We start from the raw sequence: 15,848 nt of genomic DNA on the forward strand, positions 1-15,848 counted from the left end.
CCACAATGGATTTGGATATGACAGAGCCCTCTGTTTCAGCACAAATCCTGTGGGAGCTGGCTTGCCAGCGATGGCACCAACTCGCATCCACAGGCAGAAACTCGACAATCCGCGTCACCAACGCTTCCTTCCAGCGCTGATCCTCGCGCAACCCGCTCATTGCATCGCCCCCCCATCAAACTCCAGCGGCCTGGCCGGTTTCTGCCCGATCCCGTACCAGTCGAGTTTGCGCGTCAGCACCATGAACACCCCAAGCAAGCCGAACAACAGCAGCGAACCCATCAGCAGCGCGTAATCCTCGGCGCTCAGCAGTCCGTACAGCAGGCCATACAACGCCGCCAATCCCGCAGAGAAACTCAGGCCGTGGCGCACGCTGTGCAGCACGTGACACACATAAAACCCGATCAACAACACACAGCCACTGGCCGACAGCAGATACGCCAGGGCAAAGCCGATGTGCTCCGACAACGACAGCAGCAACAGGTAAAAGAACGCCAGCGCCACCCCGACCAATGCGTATTGCACCGGATGCACCGCCAGACTCTTGAGCACTTCGAACAGGAAGAAACCGGCGAAGGTCAGGACGATGAACAACAGCGCATATTTGATCGCCCGATCACTCTTCAGGTACTGGTCCACCGGATCGATGAAACTCACGCCAAAACTGCGCCCGCTGAACCCCTCGCATTCATTGCCCGTCACGCAACGACTCATGGCTTCTTGCAGGTTGGTGGAGAAGAACGTGGTCTGCCAATCGGCGCTGAAACCCTGATCACTGATCTCGCGTTTGCCCGGCAGGAAATTGCCGATGAAGCTTGGGTGCGGCCAGTTGGCCGCGAGGCTGACGTGGCTGGTTTTGCCCACCGGCAACACCTGCAGCGAACCGGTGCCCTGCAGACGCAGGTCGAAACCGAAGGTCAGTTCCGTGGTTTTGCGGGTATCCAGCGCCGGCAGCGTGACCCGCACGCCTTCGCCCAGCCAGCCCACCTGAGTACCGGGTACGAAGTCCAGGCGCTGGCCGTCGAGTTCCAGTTTCAGGGCGTTTTCGATACCGCGAATGTCACTGATGCCCACCGCCAGAAACGGCGCATCGAACTGGTAATCGGCGAAGTCTTCCTTGATCCCCAACTGCGCCGGCAACGAGAAATGCCCATTGATGCGATTGTCGGCATGGAACAGCCGCGCCTCGTAGATACCGCGCTTGCGCAGCTCGGTCTGCACCTGGCCATCGAGTTCGAAACGTTGCGGCAGAAAGTACAGCCGACCGCGCTCTTCGCCGAGCTCTTCATAGCGCTGACTGGTTTTCTCGTTGGTCTTCCAGGTACGCACCACCTTGCGGTACGGCACCACCATCACCGGCCCGCTCAGTTGCTGGCTGTAGCTGGAACTGCGGGCGATGTCTTCGAGTACGCCGTCGCGCCGTTGCTGGCGGTCATCGATGATGCCGTCGATCATCAGCAACGGGATCAGCAACAGCAGGATCAACAGGGCGACAGCCCCGAGTTTGATAGTCAGATTTCGATTCATAACGACGCTCCCTGGTTGGAATGTGGCCAGTCTGGGAGTGCTTTGTGGTTTTGTTATGGAGGTTGTGTGGGCTTTGCGTGGAAATACCTGTAAAACGCTTTTTCCTCATCACCTTGGCAATGTTCATAGAAAGGACGGACACGTTGCGCAACAACTCTTTCGATTTGATCCGGCACTTGGCGGCACTCATGGTGCTGATCAGCCATCACTTTGCGCTGTGGGGTCTGCCAGAGCCAGGCATCGCCGGCTTCAACTCACTGGGCGGTATCGCCGTGATCGCGTTCTTTGCGATCTCCGGCCTGCTGATCACTCGCAGCTTCGTCAACGCCACGAACTTCACCGACTATCTGATCAAACGCATTGCCCGCATCTTTCCAGCATTGATCCTCTGCGCCTTCGCGATGACTTATATCGCCGGTGCACTGTTTGCCGAAGGCTATGTCACAAGCTTGAGCGCCACGATCGACTTCCTGCGAATCTCGGTTTTCGGTCAAGCCACTATCGAACAGATCACCAATGGATTTATCTTCGACGAATCCTTCAATGGCAGTCTCTGGACGCTGAAAATCGAATTCGGCTTTTACTTGCTGCTGGCGGCGGTTCTGGGTCTGTACCGAAAAGCCCTGTTGCCATGGATCCTGCTGATGGGGTTTGCGGTGGCAACGTATGTCTTGAGTAGTGCAGTGTCCGGCGCCATGGCGCAAAAACTGGCGACTTACTGCGGTGCTGGTATCGCCTTCTTTGCCGGTTCCGTGATTGCCTTTCACAAACAGTACCTCGGCAATCCCCGTGTGCTGGCGATCGCTCTGGCGGCCGGGACCGGATTGATCTGCCTCAGCGTCGGCACCCCATTGGCCACAGTGCTGGCGACGCTGGGCTGTGCGCTGGTCACCCTGAGTCTGGGCCTGCTCTACGTCGACAAAAGTATCCGGGGCCGATTCGATATTTCTTACGGAATCTATCTGTATGCGTTCCCGGTCCAGCAACTGGTCATCAACAAGTCCCACCTGAGCTTTTTGCCGTCCATGCTTGTCTCGGCGCTGATCGTGATCATGCTGGCGATCGCTTCATGGCGTCTGGTGGAGCAACCAGCGTTGAATTTCGCCCATCGGAAGAAGCTTCAGCACACCGCAGCGGCCTCGTCCCCACCCTGAGCCCGGCCTGTCCGTAAGGTTTCAGGGCAGGCTCAGAACGGCTTGCACACCGCCCGACACGTTGCTGATCGACAGTTGGCCACCATGCAACTTGGCTACCTCTGCCACAAAGTTCAGCCCCAGCCCGGTGCTCTTGCGCCCACTGTCCGGTCGCGGCAGCGAATAAAACCGCTCGCACAGACGCGGCAAGGCGTACTCGGGAATCGGGGCGGCTTCGTTGAACAGGCGCAACTCGACCTGCTCCCCCACGCGTTCGGCACTGAAGCGCAGCAACCCGGCGACCGGGGTGAAATCCAGCGCATTCTCCAGCAGATTGCCCAGCGCCTGACGCAGCAGAAACGGCTCGCCGATCAGCATCAGATCCGGCGCAATGGTCTGCTCAGCCGTGAGCCGCCGGCCTTCGATTCGCGCTGCCTGCGCGCGCAACAATTCATCGACCAGCGCCGCCAGCGGCACCGCCACGCGTTCCTCAAGCCCCTGACGCTGCTCGACTTGTGCCAGATTCAACAGCCGCTCGATCAACTGCTGCATCCGCGCACTTTCACTGTCGATGTTGCCGACAAAGCGCAGGCGCTGAATCGCTGGCATCTCCTCCTGCAGCAATTCCGCCGCACCGCGAATCGCCGCCAGCGGACTCTTCAGTTCATGGGTCAGGGTGTGCACATAGCGCTCGACGTAGGCCTTACCTTCCAGTTGAGTGCGCATCTGCTCCACCGCCGTCGCCAGTTGTTCCAGCTCACCGCCACGGTAATGTGGCACTTCCACCCGGCGCCCCTCACTCACCGCTTTGGCGTACCCGGTCAAACGGTGCAGCGCGCGGCTCAGCCACCACGACAGCACAGCGCCGAACAGCAGACCGAGGCCGATCAACCCCGCGCCGTAAAACAGCAAGCGCCGCTCGGTGCGGTCGACATAAGGCTGCAATGAACTGTTGGGTTTGGCCACGGTGACCACGCCGATGATTTTGCCGTTATCACGGATCGGCGCGCCAACGTGCATCACCGACGACGCCGAATCATTCGGATCGCTGCGGGTCGAGCGCGCGCCGTATTCGCCGCGCAGGGTCAGGTAGACGTCGTTCCAGCGCGAGTAATCCTGCCCGACCGCCACCCCGCTGGAATCCAGTACCACAATGCCTTTGGCGTCGGTGACGTAGATGCGGTGGTTGACCTGGTTTTTCGGCAAGCCCCAAATGGTCGCCTGTGGCTGGCGCTCACCGTAGGCGCGCAGCAATTCGGGCCAGCGGTTCTCGCTGAGCGTCCCGGCCTTGAAATCATCACGCAGGATCTCCGCCATCAGGTTCGCGGTGTCGACCAGGGTTTCTTCGGTGGACTGGCGCACACCGGGGCGGATTTCTTCCATCACCGTGTTGAGCACGAAGTAACCGGTCAGGCCGACAAACAGCACATACACCAGAAAAATCCGCAGCCCCAACGACATCAGCTGTGCCCCGGGCTGTAGCTGTAGCCGAGGCCGCGATGGGTCTGGATCGGCTCGGCATCGGCGCGCACCAGGCGCAATTTGGCGCGCAGGCTTTTGATATGGCTGTCGATGCTACGCTCGTAGCCGGCGTCGGCGGCAACCCCCAGCGCATCGAGCAATTGCTCGCGGCTGAACACACGCTGCGGTTGTTCGAGCAGGCATTGCAGCAGACGGAATTCGTGGCGGGTCAGGCTCAATGGCTGGCCGCGGTAGGTGATCAGCACACGCTCGGCATCGATGCGAAACAGTGCCGAGGAGGCTTCAACCACAGGACGCGGCGCCATACGCTTGAGAATCGCCCGCACCCGCGCGGCAACTTCCCGTGGGCTGAACGGCTTGACCACGTAATCGTCGGCGCCGATCTCCAGCCCCACCACCCGATCGATCTCGGCGTCCCGGGCACTGAGGAACAGCACCGGCACTTCACTGTAGCGCCGCAGCTGTTTGCAGGTTTCGAAACCGTTGATGTCCGGCAGGCCGATATCGAGAATGATCAAGTCAGCCGGGGTCTGCCGTTGAAACTCCAGCGCCGCCGCGCCGAGACTCAGCCACGTGGTGGCGAACCCCTCGCCCTGCAGGGCAAAAATCAGCGTGTCGGCAATCGCCGCTTCGTCTTCGACAATCAGGATATGAGGCATGGCGTCCGAGCCCATGGGTTAAGTGCGCGAACGGTGCCCCAAGCCTGACCTTACGTCAATGAGACCACTTAGCAGTCCGGCTTGTCGGCGGTGAAACGCCGCGCCGGGTTCACCGCCGCGCCGAACTCGCGCAGGGCCTTGGCACCGATCAACAGTGGGTAGTTGAAGTTGCTGCGGTCGGTCAGGTTGACCTCAACGGTGCGCTTGACGTTGCCCAGGCACAGTTCCAGATCGACCACCGGGCGCTTGGCGACTTCGGTGCTGTCACCCTCGTCCTCTTCATCCGAGCGACTCTTGATCTTGCTGATCCGCGCGACCTTGTGTTCGTAGACCTTGTTGCTGGCGTCCTTGGTGCCGAGGCGGAAACGCACCCAGTTCTCGCCGTCGCGGGTGAAGGTCTCGATGTCCTTGGCCGACAGCGAGGCGGTCAGCGCGCCGGTGTCCATCTTGGCCTTGAGCACCTCACCACCGATTTCCGGCAGCGCGATGTATTCATAACGCCCGTACAGGGTCGGCTCGGCGGCCATGACCGGCAGGGCGACGAGGGCAAACAGTGCAAGGAGGGATTTCACGTAAGGGGCTTCCTTGGAAAATGAGGGCTCAACGCCGAATTCTAGACCGCGAAAAAACACGATAGTTGGTTCGCCGCCGACCTTTGTGGCGAGGGAGCTTGCTCCCGCTCGACGACGCAGTCGGCGTGAACCAGCCTGCAGGTTTCGCCTGACACACCGAGGTGAATGGATTTGGGGCCGCTTCGCACCCCAGCGGGAGCAAGCTCCCTCGCCACAGGATGCTGTTTAATCATTCAAAGAATAACGGAGCAAAAGTGAAACATTCGTCACCACCGATTTGGCCTGCCGCCCGAAGCCACTTATCATGGCGCGCCCATCCGCCTTCATAGAGTTGCTTATGCGCCGCCTGCTCACCGGCTGTTTCGTCACCCTGCTGCTGTTGCTCAACACCCTGATCCTGATCGGGCCGTTGCTGGTCTTTGCCCTGCTCAAACTGATTGCGCCGGGGCGCTGGCGCGACTACGCCTCGTGGGCGGTGATGTGGATTGCCGAGACCTGGGCCGAGATCGACAAGCTGATCTTTCAGCTGTGCATCCCGACCCAATGGGACATTCGCGGCGGCGCAGACCTGCGCGGTGACACCTCGTATCTGGTGATCAGCAACCACCAGTCGTGGGTCGATATTCCGGCACTGATCCAGACCCTCAACCGGCGCACACCGTTCTTCAAGTTCTTCCTCAAGAAAGAGCTGATCTGGGTGCCGTTCCTCGGTCTGGCGTGGTGGGCGCTGGATTACCCGTTCATGAAGCGCTACAGCAAAGCGTTCCTGGCCAAACACCCTGAGTTGGCGGGCAAGGATCTGGAGATCACCAAACAGGCCTGCGAGCTGTTCAAGCGCCAGCCGGTCACGGTGGTGAATTATCTGGAAGGCACCCGCTATACGGCGGCGAAAAGCGCGCAGCAGCAGTCACCGTTCAAGCATCTGCTCAAACCCAAGGCGGGCGGTGTGGCGTTTGTTCTGGCGGCAATGGGCGAACAACTCGATGCGCTGCTCGATGTGACCGTGGTCTATCCACAGGAAAAGATTCCGGGGTTCTGGGATCTGATCAGCGGCAGCGTGCCGCGGGTGATCGTCGACATCCAGACCCGCGAACTCGACCCGGCGCTGGCGCAGGGCGATTACGAGAACGATCCGCTGTTTCGCCAGCAGGTCCAGAACTGGGTCAACCAGCTCTGGACCGAGAAGGATCAGCGCATCAGCGAACTGCGCGGCGAGCGCAGCTGAATCAGCTACCGGTGCCGGCGCCCCAGATGCTGCCCAGGCTCTGCAGAATCGGGCCGCCGACGCCTTGGTCACCCAGGTACTTGAGCAGCACCGGGGCAAACTGGCCGACCATGCCACTGTCCATGCCCAAGGCGCCGAAGGCGTTGTTCAGGTCACTGGTATTTTTGACGTTGCCCAGTGCATTTTCCAGCCCGGCAGACTTGCCCGACGAACCCAGCAAACCACTCAACGCCGCCAGGTTGCCGCTGCCGCCCGACAATTTGTCGATGCCCGGCACTTCTTTGGCCAACTGCGAATAATCGGTGCTGCTCAACTGGTTCTTGGCCAGGCCAAGCATGGCACTGGTGCCACCAACCGCCTGCTGCGGCGTCACGCCGAGACCGGTCACGGCTTGCAGCAAACCGGCGGTTTCCGAGGTCGGCGCGGCGGCGGTGGCTGCGTTGCCACCCTGCATGCTCGAAGCTGCTTTGGTCACATCGTCCAGACTGAAGCCGGCAAACACCGGGCTCGCTGCAAGGGTCATCAGTGAAGCCAAGGCAATACCGCGTGAAATCTTCATTCAGACATCCTCTTGCGCTGTGGTGACCGCCCGTCAATGGGCGGCAAAACTGCCGGTTTGACCGGGTTTCAGCCAGCATGTTCCTCGCCGGCGCATCCATTTTCAGCATAGCCACGTATATAAAACGTGAAACCGTGGATAACCCGAGATGAATGGCGCAAGCGCTGTCGCTGAACTAGCCTGTGAACAACCCGGGGCCCGCCTTCGTCGCCCGTGCATTGCCTGGAGGCCTGTCATTTCCATCGTCGACACCGATCAGCTCAGGCATCTGTTGGCCCAGTGCGCACTGGGCGACCGAGGCGCCTTCGAAACCCTCTATCGCAGCGTCGGCCCGCGCCTGCACGGCATCGCTCTGCGCTTCATGGGTCGGGCGGATCTGGCCGAAGAAGTGCTGCAGGAAAGCTTCGTGCGCATCTGGAACAACGCCTCGCGCTACGAAGCCCATCTGTCGGCGCCGCTGACCTGGATGATCAACATCACCCGCCATCAGGCCATTGACCAGTTGCGCAAACAGCGCGAACGGCCGCTGACCGAGTTCGAACAAGACACCTTGCCGGACGAAAGTCCTTCGGCCCATGACCTGTTGAACCGCAGCCGCGAAGCCAGTGCGCTGCACCGCTGCCTCGACACCCTCGACGGCATGCAGCGCCAGTCGATCACTGTCGCCTACTTTCAGGGCCTGTCCTGCGCGGAACTCGCCGAACACCTGGCGGCGCCGCTGGGCTCGGTGAAGTCGTGGATTCGTCGCGGCATGGAACGTCTGCGCAGGTGCCTCGAATCATGAACTACCAGACCCCGGCCCTGCGCCGCGCCCTCGCTGCCGATTACGCCATCGGATTGATGTCGGCGGCGGCGCGTCGGCGCTTTGAGCAATTGCTGCTGGATGACGCAGCACTGCGAGCCGAGTTGGCGCAGTGGCAGGAGAGTCTCGCCAGCCTGACCGATACATTGCCGGAGCAACCGGTGCCGGATCGGGTGTGGCAAGGCATCACCGCACGCATCGATCCGCAAGAGCTGCATGTACCGCCCAAACGACCGTTCTGGAACTGGCTGCGACTCACCGCAGCGATCTGCTCCATCGCCGTGCTGGTATTTCTTGGCTCGCTGTACAACCGCGACGACGCCCGCTACCGCGCCACCCTGCTGAGCGCCGACGCGCAACCGGCGCTGAAGGTCGAAGCGCATGCGGATTATCTGCAGGTCGAGCCGCTGACGCTGGCGGCCGTTGATGCGGATCGTAGCCTGGAGTTGTGGGCAATTCCGGCGGATGGCAAGCCGATTTCGCTGGGGGTGATTCCTGCAGGAGGCAAAGGCAAGGTCGAGTTGAGCGCGGCGCAGAAAGCCTTGATCGGCCAGCCGATTGCGCTGGCGGTGAGTCTGGAACCCAAGGGCGGCTCGCCGACCGGGCAACCGACGGGGCCGGTGCTTTACCAAGGGGCGTTAGCGGCTCTCTGACTCTGGCACCACAAACCTTTTGTGGCGAGGGAGCTTGCTCCCGCTGGGCTGCGAAGCGACCCAAATCTTGAGTGGGTAATTTTCCTGAGATGCCGCATGTGTGGATTTTACGACGGCTTCGCCGCCGAGCGGGAGCAAGCTCCCTCGCCACAGGTTTAGTGCTCATCCCCATAAAAAACGGCGACCTTGAGGTCGCCGTTTTGCATTGCCTGAAACTTACGCCGCACTGAACAACCGATGCGGATCAATCACAAACTTCTTCGGCACACCGGCATCGAACTCGCCATACCCTTCCGGCGCCTGGTCGAGGCTGATGACTTGCACGCCAACCACTTCGGCGATGTTGATGCGGTCCCACATGATCGCTTGCATCAGTTGGCGGTTGTACTTCATTACCGGGGTCTGGCCGGTGTGGAAGCTGTGGGATTTGGCCCAGCCCAGACCGAAGCGGATGCTCAGGCTGCCCATTTTTGCGGCGGCGTCCACGGCACCCGGATCTTCGGTCACGTACAGGCCCGGAATACCGATCTTGCCCGCCACGCGCACCACGCCCATGAGCGAGTTGAGCACAGTGGCCGGGGCTTCGGCTTTCACCCCGTCATGCCCGTGGCCGCGCGCTTCGAAGCCCACGCAATCCACCGCGCAATCGACTTCCGGCTCGCCCAGCAGCTCGGCGATCTGCTCGTGCAGCGGCGTGTCCTTGGACAGGTCGACCACTTCAAAACCCTGAGCCTTGGCGTGCGCCAGGCGAATGGTGTTGACGTCGCCGATGATCACCACCGCCGCCCCCAGCAGACGCGCCGAGGCCGCAGCGGCCAGACCGACCGGGCCGGCGCCCGCGATGTACACGGTGCTGCCCGGGCCAACGCCCGCCGTCACGGCGCCGTGATAGCCGGTCGGCAGAATGTCGGAGAGGCAGGTCAGGTCGCGGATTTTCTCCATGGCCTTGTCGCGATCCGGCAGTTTCAGCAGGTTGAAGTCGGCGTACGGCACCAGCACGTATTCGGCCTGGCCGCCGGTCCAGTCGCCCATGTCGACATAACCGTACGCACCGCCGGCACGGGCCGGGTTGACGGTCAGGCAGACGCCGGTGTGTTGCTCCTTGCAGGAACGGCAGCGCCCGCAAGCCACGTTGAACGGTACGGAGACCAGGTCGCCGATCTTCAGGTTCTCGACGTCGGAACCCTTTTCGATCACTTCGCCGGTGATTTCATGGCCCAGCACCAGACCGGTCTGCGCCGTGGTACGGCCGCGCACCATGTGCTGGTCGGAGCCACAAATGTTGGTGGACACCACACGCAGAATCACCCCGTGCTCGATCTTCCTGCCGCGCGGGTCCTGCATTTTCGGATAGTCGATTTTCTGTACTTCGACCTTGCCAGCGCCGAGATACACCACACCACGATTGCCAGACATGCTTTCACCTCGCTGTTGTTTTTATGGAACCGCGTTGCCCAGGCAGGCAGCGCGTTGAGTGCTCGGGTACAGATGCTGATTGTTGTGTTGCCTGTTATGGCCTCATCGCTGGCAAGCCAGCTCCCACAGGTTTCGGGTGGAACTCAAAGATTGTGTACGGCACAAATCCCTGTGGGAGCTGGCTTGCCAGCGATGGCGATCTAAAGAACCACGGTTCTGTTGGCGTTCAAAAACACCCTTCTTTCGATGTGATAACCCACGGCCCGGGCCAGGGTCAGGCCCTCGATATCCCGCCCTTTGGCAATCAGATCCTCGGGGTAATGACTGTGATCCACCGCCTCGACGCCCTGGGCGATGATCGGCCCTTCATCGAGGTCGTTGTTGATGTAATGCGCCGTCGCGCCGACCAGCTTCACGCCTTTGTTGTAGGCCTGGTGATACGGCTTGGCACCCTTGAATCCCGGCAGCAGCGAATGATGGATATTGATCGCCTTGCCATCGAGCTTGCGGCACAGCTCCGGTGACAGTACCTGCATGTAGCGGGCGAGGATCACCAGTTCGGCGCCGGACTCTTCGATCACCTGCCACACCTGTCGCTCCTGCGCCGGCTTGTCGTTGGGGTCGAGGGGGAAATGGTAGTAGGGAATCTGGTGCCAGTCGGCCAGCGGCTTGAGATCCGGATGGTTGGAGACCACCGCCGCCACGTCCATCGACAACTGGCCGATGCGTTGGCGGTAAAGCAAATCGTTGAGGCAGTGATCGGCCTTGGAAACCATGATCACCACTTTCGGCCGATAGTTCGGCGCCGTCAGCTCGAAAACCATGCCGAACGCCTCTCCGCGCTCGGCGAGGCCGGCGCGGAAGGACTGCTCGTCAAAGCCGTCGGGCTGACGGAATTCCACGCGAATGAAGAAGCGGCCCGAGAGCCGGTCATCGAACGAGTGGTGCTCGGTGACGTAGCAACCCTGCTCGAACAGAAAACGCGTCACCGCGTCCACCGTGCCGAGCACGCTGGGGCAGTCGGCGGTCAGAATCCATGTGTCTGGGGCGCGGCTCATGGTGCGGTGACTCCTGTTCTTTGTGCGCGGTGTCTGGGGGATTTTTGCCCCTCACCCTAGCCCTCTCCCGGAGGTAGAGGGGACTGACCGAGGTGTTCTTTCGAGCTACGCCGACCTGAAATATCGCGGCGAACTCAGGCTCGAAAACTACACAAATCTGCTCCCTTTCCCCCTCTCCCCCTTGGGGGAGAGGGCTGGGGTGAGGGGGTAAGCTTTTAGGCTTGTACGCTCAACCCGTATTCAGCCGACGCATCCTGCAACCACAACCACCAGTAATCCGAGAAGCTGCGGCGGATCAGCAGTTCCCAGGTGTCTTCGGCGGTGTGGCGGATCATCAGTTGCGACTTGGCGAACACAGTGCCCACCGCTTTGCCCACCGGGAAGTTGTTCGGGTGCACGTCGTAGCTGGTGGATTTCATCAGCACCTGACGCACGTTCGGCCCGCTCAGTTCGAGCACTTGCTGGCCGCCACTGACGTTGACGATCGCGATGTGCAGGTCGCCCAGCGCTTCGCGCAGCTTCTGCTCGGCGGCGAATTCTTCACCGCTTGGCACGATCAGCAGCCACTCGTCCGGGCCCATCCATTGCAGGCTGGTTTCGCCTTTGACGATCACGCTCAGGGCGCCGGGCAATTCGATGCCGAGGGCCTTGTGCACACCGGCAGCGAACGCGACGTCATGGCCATCGCCACGAAGGGTCAGGTGACCGAGGAGTTTCTTTTCACGCACGATGACGCCGGCGTTCTTGCGACCCTTGCCGGCCAGGCTGGCGAGGTCGGCATGGTGCAGCGACGACTCGGCCTTGGCCCCGGTGGTCGGGCGTTGTTGGTACACATTGGCTGTGGTCATAAAGCACCTATCTCAATTCTGTTGGTCCGGTCCTTGTGGTGGCTGTACTGCCGCCTTCGCGAGCAAGCTCGCTCCCACAGTGGACTGATGCCTGACACAAATTCCATTAACAATCCGAAACCTGTGGGAGCGAGCTTGCTCGCGAAGGCGATATCCGCCACACCACAGGGTTCGAAGCCGTCAGATGTTCTGCCGATCCCCCTTCGGATCGAAGAACACCGAAGACACAATCTCCGCCTCGATCACGCTGCCATCGGCCAGCGGTGCGAACACCCGCTCGCCCATGCGCTTGAGACCACCCTTGACCACACCCATGGCAAACGAATAGCCAAGGGAGTTGTGCGCGTAGCTGGAGGTCACGTGGCCGACCATGGTCATCGGGATCGCCTGCTTGGTGTTGAACACCAGTTGCGCGCCTTCCGGCAGCCACACATTCGGATCGATCGGCTTCAGGCCCACCAGTTGTTTGCGCTGATCCTTCACGCAGTCTTCACGGTTCATGCCGCGCTGGCCGATCCACGAGAACGGCTTGGTGCGACCGACGCACCAGCCCATGTTCAGGTCGTCCGGGGTCATCGAGCCGTCGGTGTCCTGACCGACGATGATGAAACCCTTCTCGGCGCGCAGGACGTGCATGGTTTCGGTGCCGTATGGCGTCAGGTTGTACTGCTTGCCGGCCTCGACGATTTTCTCCAGCACGCCCATCGCGTAGTCGGCCTGCACGTTGACTTCGTACGACAGCTCACCGGTGAACGAGATACGGAACACCCGCGCCGGCACGCCGCCGACCAGACCTTCTTTCCAGGTCATGAACGGGAAGGCTTCGTTGCTCAGATCGATGTCGGTCACGGCGCTGAGCAGCTTGCGGCTGTTCGGCCCGGACAGGGTCATGGTCGCCCAGTGGTCGGTGACTGAGGTGAAGTAGACCTTCATCTCTGGCCATTCGGTCTGGTGGTACAGCTCCAGCCATTGCAGCACGCGAGCCGCGCCGCCAGTGGTGGTGGTCATGACGAAATGGTTGTCAGCAAGGCACGCCGTGACACCGTCGTCGAAGACCATGCCGTCCTCTTTGCACATCAGGCCGTAACGCGCCTTGCCCACGTCGAGCTTGGTCCAGGCGTTGGTGTACACGCGGTTGAGGAACTCGCGGGCATCCGGGCCTTGAATGTCGATCTTGCCGAGGGTCGAGGCGTCGAGCAGGCCGACGCTGTCGCGCACGGCTTTGCATTCGCGCTTCACCGCCGCATGCATGTCTTCACCGTTTTTCGGGAAGTACCACGGACGTTTCCACTGGCCGACGTCTTCGAACTCGGCGCCGTTTTTCAGGTGCCATTGATGCAGCGCCGTGTAGCGCACCGGCTCGAAGATGTGCCCACAGTGACGACCGGCTACCGCGCCGAACGTCACTGGCGTGTAGTTGGGACGGAACATCGTGGTGCCCATCTGCGGGATGGTCACGTTCAGCGAACGGGCGGCAATCGCCAGACCGTTGACGTTGCCGAGCTTGCCCTGATCGGTGCCGAAGCCCAGCGCGGTGTAGCGTTTGACGTGTTCGACCGACTCGAAACCTTCGCGGGTCGCCAGTTCGATGGCGGCGGCGGTGACGTCGTTCTGCAGGTCGACGAATTGTTTCGGCGCCCGCGAGGTGCCCTTCTCATGCGGCACCTGGAACAGCGCCAAAGTCGCTTCTTCGAGACGGCTCAGGGCCTTGGGCAGCGTGCCTTCGACCACACCGAATCCGGCTTCACTGGCCGCACGTGCGCCACCTTCGAAACCATCGGCCAGCGAATCTCCGAGGCCATAAACGCCGTTGATGCCACCGACGCACACACGTTTCTGCGGTGCTTCGCCCGGTACGAAACCGAGGATGTCCTCACGCCAGATCGGCTTGCCACCGAGGTGCGAAGCCAGGTGCACCACCGGGCTGTAACCGCCGGAGCTGGCGATCACGTCGCAGTCGAGCCATTCGCCCGGGCTGGTCACGGTGTGCGCTTTGACATCGATCGCGGCGACGCGGGCAGCGGTCACACGCTTGCTGCCACGGGCCTCGATCACGGCGCTGCCGGTGAGGATACGAATGCCTTTGGCGCGGGCTTCTTCCACCAGCGCACCACGCGGATTGCTCCGAGCATCGGCGATGGCTACGACTTGCAGGCTGGCGTCGAGCCAGTCCAGCGCCACACGGTAGGCGTGATCGTTGTTAGTGGTCAGAACGAGTTTTTTGCCCGGTGCCACGCCGTAACGGCGCACGTAAGTCGAGACCGCACCGGCAAGCATGTTGCCCGGTACGTCGTTGTTACCGTAGACCAGCGGACGCTCGTGGGCACCGGTCGCAAGCACTACACGCTTGGCGCGAACACGGTGAATGCGCTGACGCACCTGACCGATTGGCGCGCGGTCGCCAAGGTGATCGGTGAGGCGTTCGTGAATGGTCAGGAAGTTGTGGTCGTGGTAGCCGTTGACCGTGGCGCGCGGCAACAGCAGCACGTCCGGAGTGTTTTTCAATTCAGCGATAACGCTCGCCACCCACTCGATCGCCGGCTTGCCGTCGAGGCTTTCGCGGGAATCGAGCAGGCTGCCGCCGAACTCTTCCTGCTCATCGGCGAGGATCACCCGCGCACCGCTACGCGCAGCGGCCAAGGCAGCGGCGAGACCGGCAGGGCCGGCGCCGACGATCAGCACGTCGCAGTGCTGGTTCATGTAGTCGTAGGTGTCCGGATCGACTTCGGTCGGCGAACGGCCCAAACCGGCAGCCTTGCGAATGTACTTCTCGTACGTCATCCAGAACGATTGCGGGTACATGAAGGTTTTGTAGTAGAAACCCGGTGGCATCAGCTTGCCGCCGACCTTGCCGAGAATGCCCATCATGTCGTTGTTGACGCTCGGCCAGCCGTTGGTGCTGGTGGCGACCAGGCCTTGGTACAGCGCCTGTTGCGTGGCGCGCACGTTAGGGATTTGCGTGGCTTCGGTAGCACCGATCTGCAGCACGGCGTTCGGCTCTTCGGCACCGGCGGCGAAGATCCCGCGTGGACGCGAATACTTGAAGCTGCGGCCGATGATGTCGACGCCGTTGGCGATCAGTGCCGAGGCCAGCGAGTCGCCCTCGAAGCCTTTGTAGCTCTGACCGTTGAAGGTAAAGCTCAGCACTTTGTTGCGGTCGATCCGTCCACCGTTGGACAGGCGATTGGTCTGGCTCATACCTTCTCTCCCAGCGCCGTCGTGGCTGTTTTCGCCGTATCAGTCTTGTCGGTGAATTGCGGCTTGGTGCCGATTTTGTAGGTTTCGAGAATCTCGTAGGTCACGGTGTCGCGAGTGACGTTGAAGTACTGGCGGCAACCGGCGACGTGATCCCACAGCTCGTGGTGCAGACCACGCGGGTTGTCGCGGAAGAACATGTAATCGCCCCACTCTTCATCGGTGCAGGCGTTCGGATCCAGCGGACGCGGGATGTGCGCCTGACCGGATGCATGGAATTCCTCTTCGGAGCGCAGTTCGCCGCAGTGAGGACAGAAGATATGCAACATGGGGATTTCTCCTGTTAGTGGGCAACCGCAGCAGCGCCGTGTTCATCGATCAACGCACCGTTGTGGAAACGGTCGATGGAGAAAGGTGCAGCCAATGGGTGCATTTCACCCTTGGCCAGACTCGCGGCAAACACGTTGCCCGAGCCGGGAGTGGCCTTGAAGCCGCCGGTGCCCCAACCGCAGTTGAAGAACATGTTCGGTACCGGGGTTTTCGAAATGATCGGGCAAGCGTCCGGGGTGGTGTCGACGATGCCGCCCCACTGGCGGTTCATGCGCACCCGCGACAACACCGGGAACATCTCGACGATGGCCTGGATGGTGTGCTCGATCACCGGGTACGAACCGCGCTGGGAGAACATCACGTTGTAGTTCAGATCCTGCGACAGGCCT

General features: G+C 61.3%; 14 protein-coding genes and 1 pseudogene. 4 read left to right on the top strand and 11 right to left on the bottom strand.

The features are described from left to right. Positions 1 to 156: 156 nt before the first annotated feature. On the bottom strand, positions 157 to 1,527 hold the full coding sequence (gene creD / locus ACIP8I_RS13240; protein ID WP_400761623.1) for a cell envelope integrity protein CreD: 1,371 nt from the start codon (positions 1,525 to 1,527) through the stop codon (positions 157 to 159). A 77-nt stretch (positions 1,528 to 1,604) separates the two neighbouring features. On the opposite strand from creD, the gene ACIP8I_RS13245 reads away from it, so the two are divergent. Continuing rightward, complete coding sequence (locus ACIP8I_RS13245) at positions 1,605 to 2,681, top strand: acyltransferase family protein (protein WP_400761626.1); 1,077 nt, start codon at positions 1,605 to 1,607, stop codon at positions 2,679 to 2,681. Positions 2,682 to 2,702: 21 nt separating this feature from the next. Here the strand turns inward: ACIP8I_RS13245 and creC are convergent, their stop codons facing one another. From creC to ACIP8I_RS13260, 3 genes are all read right to left on the bottom strand, one after another. Beyond that, positions 2,703 to 4,121 carry a two-component system sensor histidine kinase CreC gene (gene creC, locus ACIP8I_RS13250; RefSeq protein WP_400761629.1) on the bottom strand — a complete coding sequence of 473 codons (1,419 nt, stop codon included), beginning with the start codon at positions 4,119 to 4,121 and terminating at the stop codon, positions 2,703 to 2,705. Continuing rightward, positions 4,121 to 4,801 (bottom strand): two-component system response regulator CreB, encoded by a 681-nt coding sequence (creB, locus tag ACIP8I_RS13255; RefSeq protein WP_400761632.1) that lies wholly within the window; start codon positions 4,799 to 4,801, stop codon positions 4,121 to 4,123. The genes creC and creB overlap by 1 nt, the downstream gene beginning before the upstream one ends. A 68-nt stretch (positions 4,802 to 4,869) precedes the next feature. After that, complete coding sequence (locus tag ACIP8I_RS13260; protein ID WP_007962587.1) at positions 4,870 to 5,373, bottom strand: ATP-dependent zinc protease; 504 nt, start codon at positions 5,371 to 5,373, stop codon at positions 4,870 to 4,872. Between the two features lie 337 nt (positions 5,374 to 5,710). Between ACIP8I_RS13260 and ACIP8I_RS13265 the strand changes: the two genes are divergently transcribed. Continuing rightward, positions 5,711 to 6,598, top strand: coding sequence for an acyltransferase (locus tag ACIP8I_RS13265; protein WP_007962588.1), 888 nt, complete (start codon positions 5,711 to 5,713; stop codon positions 6,596 to 6,598). Between the two features lies 1 nt (position 6,599). Here ACIP8I_RS13265 and ACIP8I_RS13270 read toward each other — a convergent pair whose 3' ends face one another. Continuing rightward, the gene (locus tag ACIP8I_RS13270) at positions 6,600 to 7,157 is read right to left on the bottom strand and encodes a DUF2780 domain-containing protein (RefSeq protein ID WP_007962589.1); all 558 of its coding nucleotides are present in this window, start codon (positions 7,155 to 7,157) and stop codon (positions 6,600 to 6,602) included. A 148-nt stretch (positions 7,158 to 7,305) separates the two neighbouring features. Here ACIP8I_RS13270 and ACIP8I_RS13275 point away from each other — a divergent pair, with 148 nt between their 5' ends. Then, entirely contained in the window at positions 7,306 to 7,941 is a 636-nt protein-coding gene (locus ACIP8I_RS13275; protein WP_400761636.1) for an RNA polymerase sigma factor, read from the top strand. Then, positions 7,938 to 8,612, top strand: coding sequence for an anti-sigma factor domain-containing protein (locus ACIP8I_RS13280; RefSeq protein WP_400761639.1), 675 nt, complete (start codon positions 7,938 to 7,940; stop codon positions 8,610 to 8,612). The genes ACIP8I_RS13275 and ACIP8I_RS13280 overlap by 4 nt, the downstream gene beginning before the upstream one ends. A 216-nt stretch (positions 8,613 to 8,828) precedes the next feature. Here ACIP8I_RS13280 and fdhA read toward each other — a convergent pair whose 3' ends face one another. The 6 genes and pseudogenes from fdhA to ACIP8I_RS13310 all read right to left on the bottom strand — a co-directional run. Next, positions 8,829 to 10,028, bottom strand: a complete 1,200-nt coding sequence (fdhA, locus tag ACIP8I_RS13285; RefSeq protein WP_047596484.1) for a formaldehyde dehydrogenase, glutathione-independent — start codon at positions 10,026 to 10,028, stop codon at positions 8,829 to 8,831. Between the two features lie 200 nt (positions 10,029 to 10,228). Beyond that, positions 10,229 to 11,086, bottom strand: a complete 858-nt coding sequence (gene purU, locus ACIP8I_RS13290; RefSeq protein ID WP_027610664.1) for a formyltetrahydrofolate deformylase — start codon at positions 11,084 to 11,086, stop codon at positions 10,229 to 10,231. A gap of 215 nt (positions 11,087 to 11,301) precedes the next feature. After that, a complete protein-coding gene (locus ACIP8I_RS13295; RefSeq protein ID WP_400761644.1) occupies positions 11,302 to 11,934 on the bottom strand; it encodes a sarcosine oxidase subunit gamma in 633 nt (210 codons plus the stop codon). Between the two features lie 180 nt (positions 11,935 to 12,114). Continuing rightward, positions 12,115 to 15,132 (bottom strand): sarcosine oxidase subunit alpha, encoded by a 3,018-nt coding sequence (locus tag ACIP8I_RS13300; RefSeq protein ID WP_400761647.1) that lies wholly within the window; start codon positions 15,130 to 15,132, stop codon positions 12,115 to 12,117. Continuing rightward, a complete protein-coding gene (locus ACIP8I_RS13305; RefSeq protein WP_400761649.1) occupies positions 15,129 to 15,458 on the bottom strand; it encodes a sarcosine oxidase subunit delta in 330 nt (109 codons plus the stop codon). The genes ACIP8I_RS13300 and ACIP8I_RS13305 overlap by 4 nt, the downstream gene beginning before the upstream one ends. Positions 15,459 to 15,472: 14 nt before the next feature. After that, positions 15,473 to 15,848 (bottom strand): annotated as a pseudogene (locus tag ACIP8I_RS13310) (FAD-dependent oxidoreductase); the annotation flags it as partial.

Origin of the sequence: Pseudomonas sp. NPDC088414 (assembly GCF_044753325.1) — a bacterium.
Lineage (GTDB): Bacteria > Pseudomonadota > Gammaproteobacteria > Pseudomonadales > Pseudomonadaceae > Aquipseudomonas.

Excerpts from the sequence above, each read along its gene's own strand:
- creD (WP_400761623.1), bottom strand. The coding sequence starts at position 1,527 with ATGAATCGAAATCTGACTATCAAACTCGGGGCTGTCGCCCTGTTGATC.
- creC (WP_400761629.1), bottom strand. The coding sequence starts at position 4,121 with ATGTCGTTGGGGCTGCGGATTTTTCTGGTGTATGTGCTGTTTGTCGGC.
- creB (WP_400761632.1), bottom strand. The coding sequence starts at position 4,801 with ATGCCTCATATCCTGATTGTCGAAGACGAAGCGGCGATTGCCGACACG.
- ACIP8I_RS13265 (WP_007962588.1), top strand. The coding sequence starts at position 5,711 with ATGCGCCGCCTGCTCACCGGCTGTTTCGTCACCCTGCTGCTGTTGCTC.
- ACIP8I_RS13270 (WP_007962589.1), bottom strand. The coding sequence starts at position 7,157 with ATGAAGATTTCACGCGGTATTGCCTTGGCTTCACTGATGACCCTTGCA.
- ACIP8I_RS13275 (WP_400761636.1), top strand. The coding sequence starts at position 7,306 with ATGAATGGCGCAAGCGCTGTCGCTGAACTAGCCTGTGAACAACCCGGG.
- ACIP8I_RS13280 (WP_400761639.1), top strand. The coding sequence starts at position 7,938 with ATGAACTACCAGACCCCGGCCCTGCGCCGCGCCCTCGCTGCCGATTAC.
- fdhA (WP_047596484.1), bottom strand. The coding sequence starts at position 10,028 with ATGTCTGGCAATCGTGGTGTGGTGTATCTCGGCGCTGGCAAGGTCGAA.
- purU (WP_027610664.1), bottom strand. The coding sequence starts at position 11,086 with ATGAGCCGCGCCCCAGACACATGGATTCTGACCGCCGACTGCCCCAGC.
- ACIP8I_RS13295 (WP_400761644.1), bottom strand. The coding sequence starts at position 11,934 with ATGACCACAGCCAATGTGTACCAACAACGCCCGACCACCGGGGCCAAG.
- ACIP8I_RS13300 (WP_400761647.1), bottom strand. The coding sequence starts at position 15,132 with ATGAGCCAGACCAATCGCCTGTCCAACGGTGGACGGATCGACCGCAAC.
- ACIP8I_RS13305 (WP_400761649.1), bottom strand. The coding sequence starts at position 15,458 with ATGTTGCATATCTTCTGTCCTCACTGCGGCGAACTGCGCTCCGAAGAG.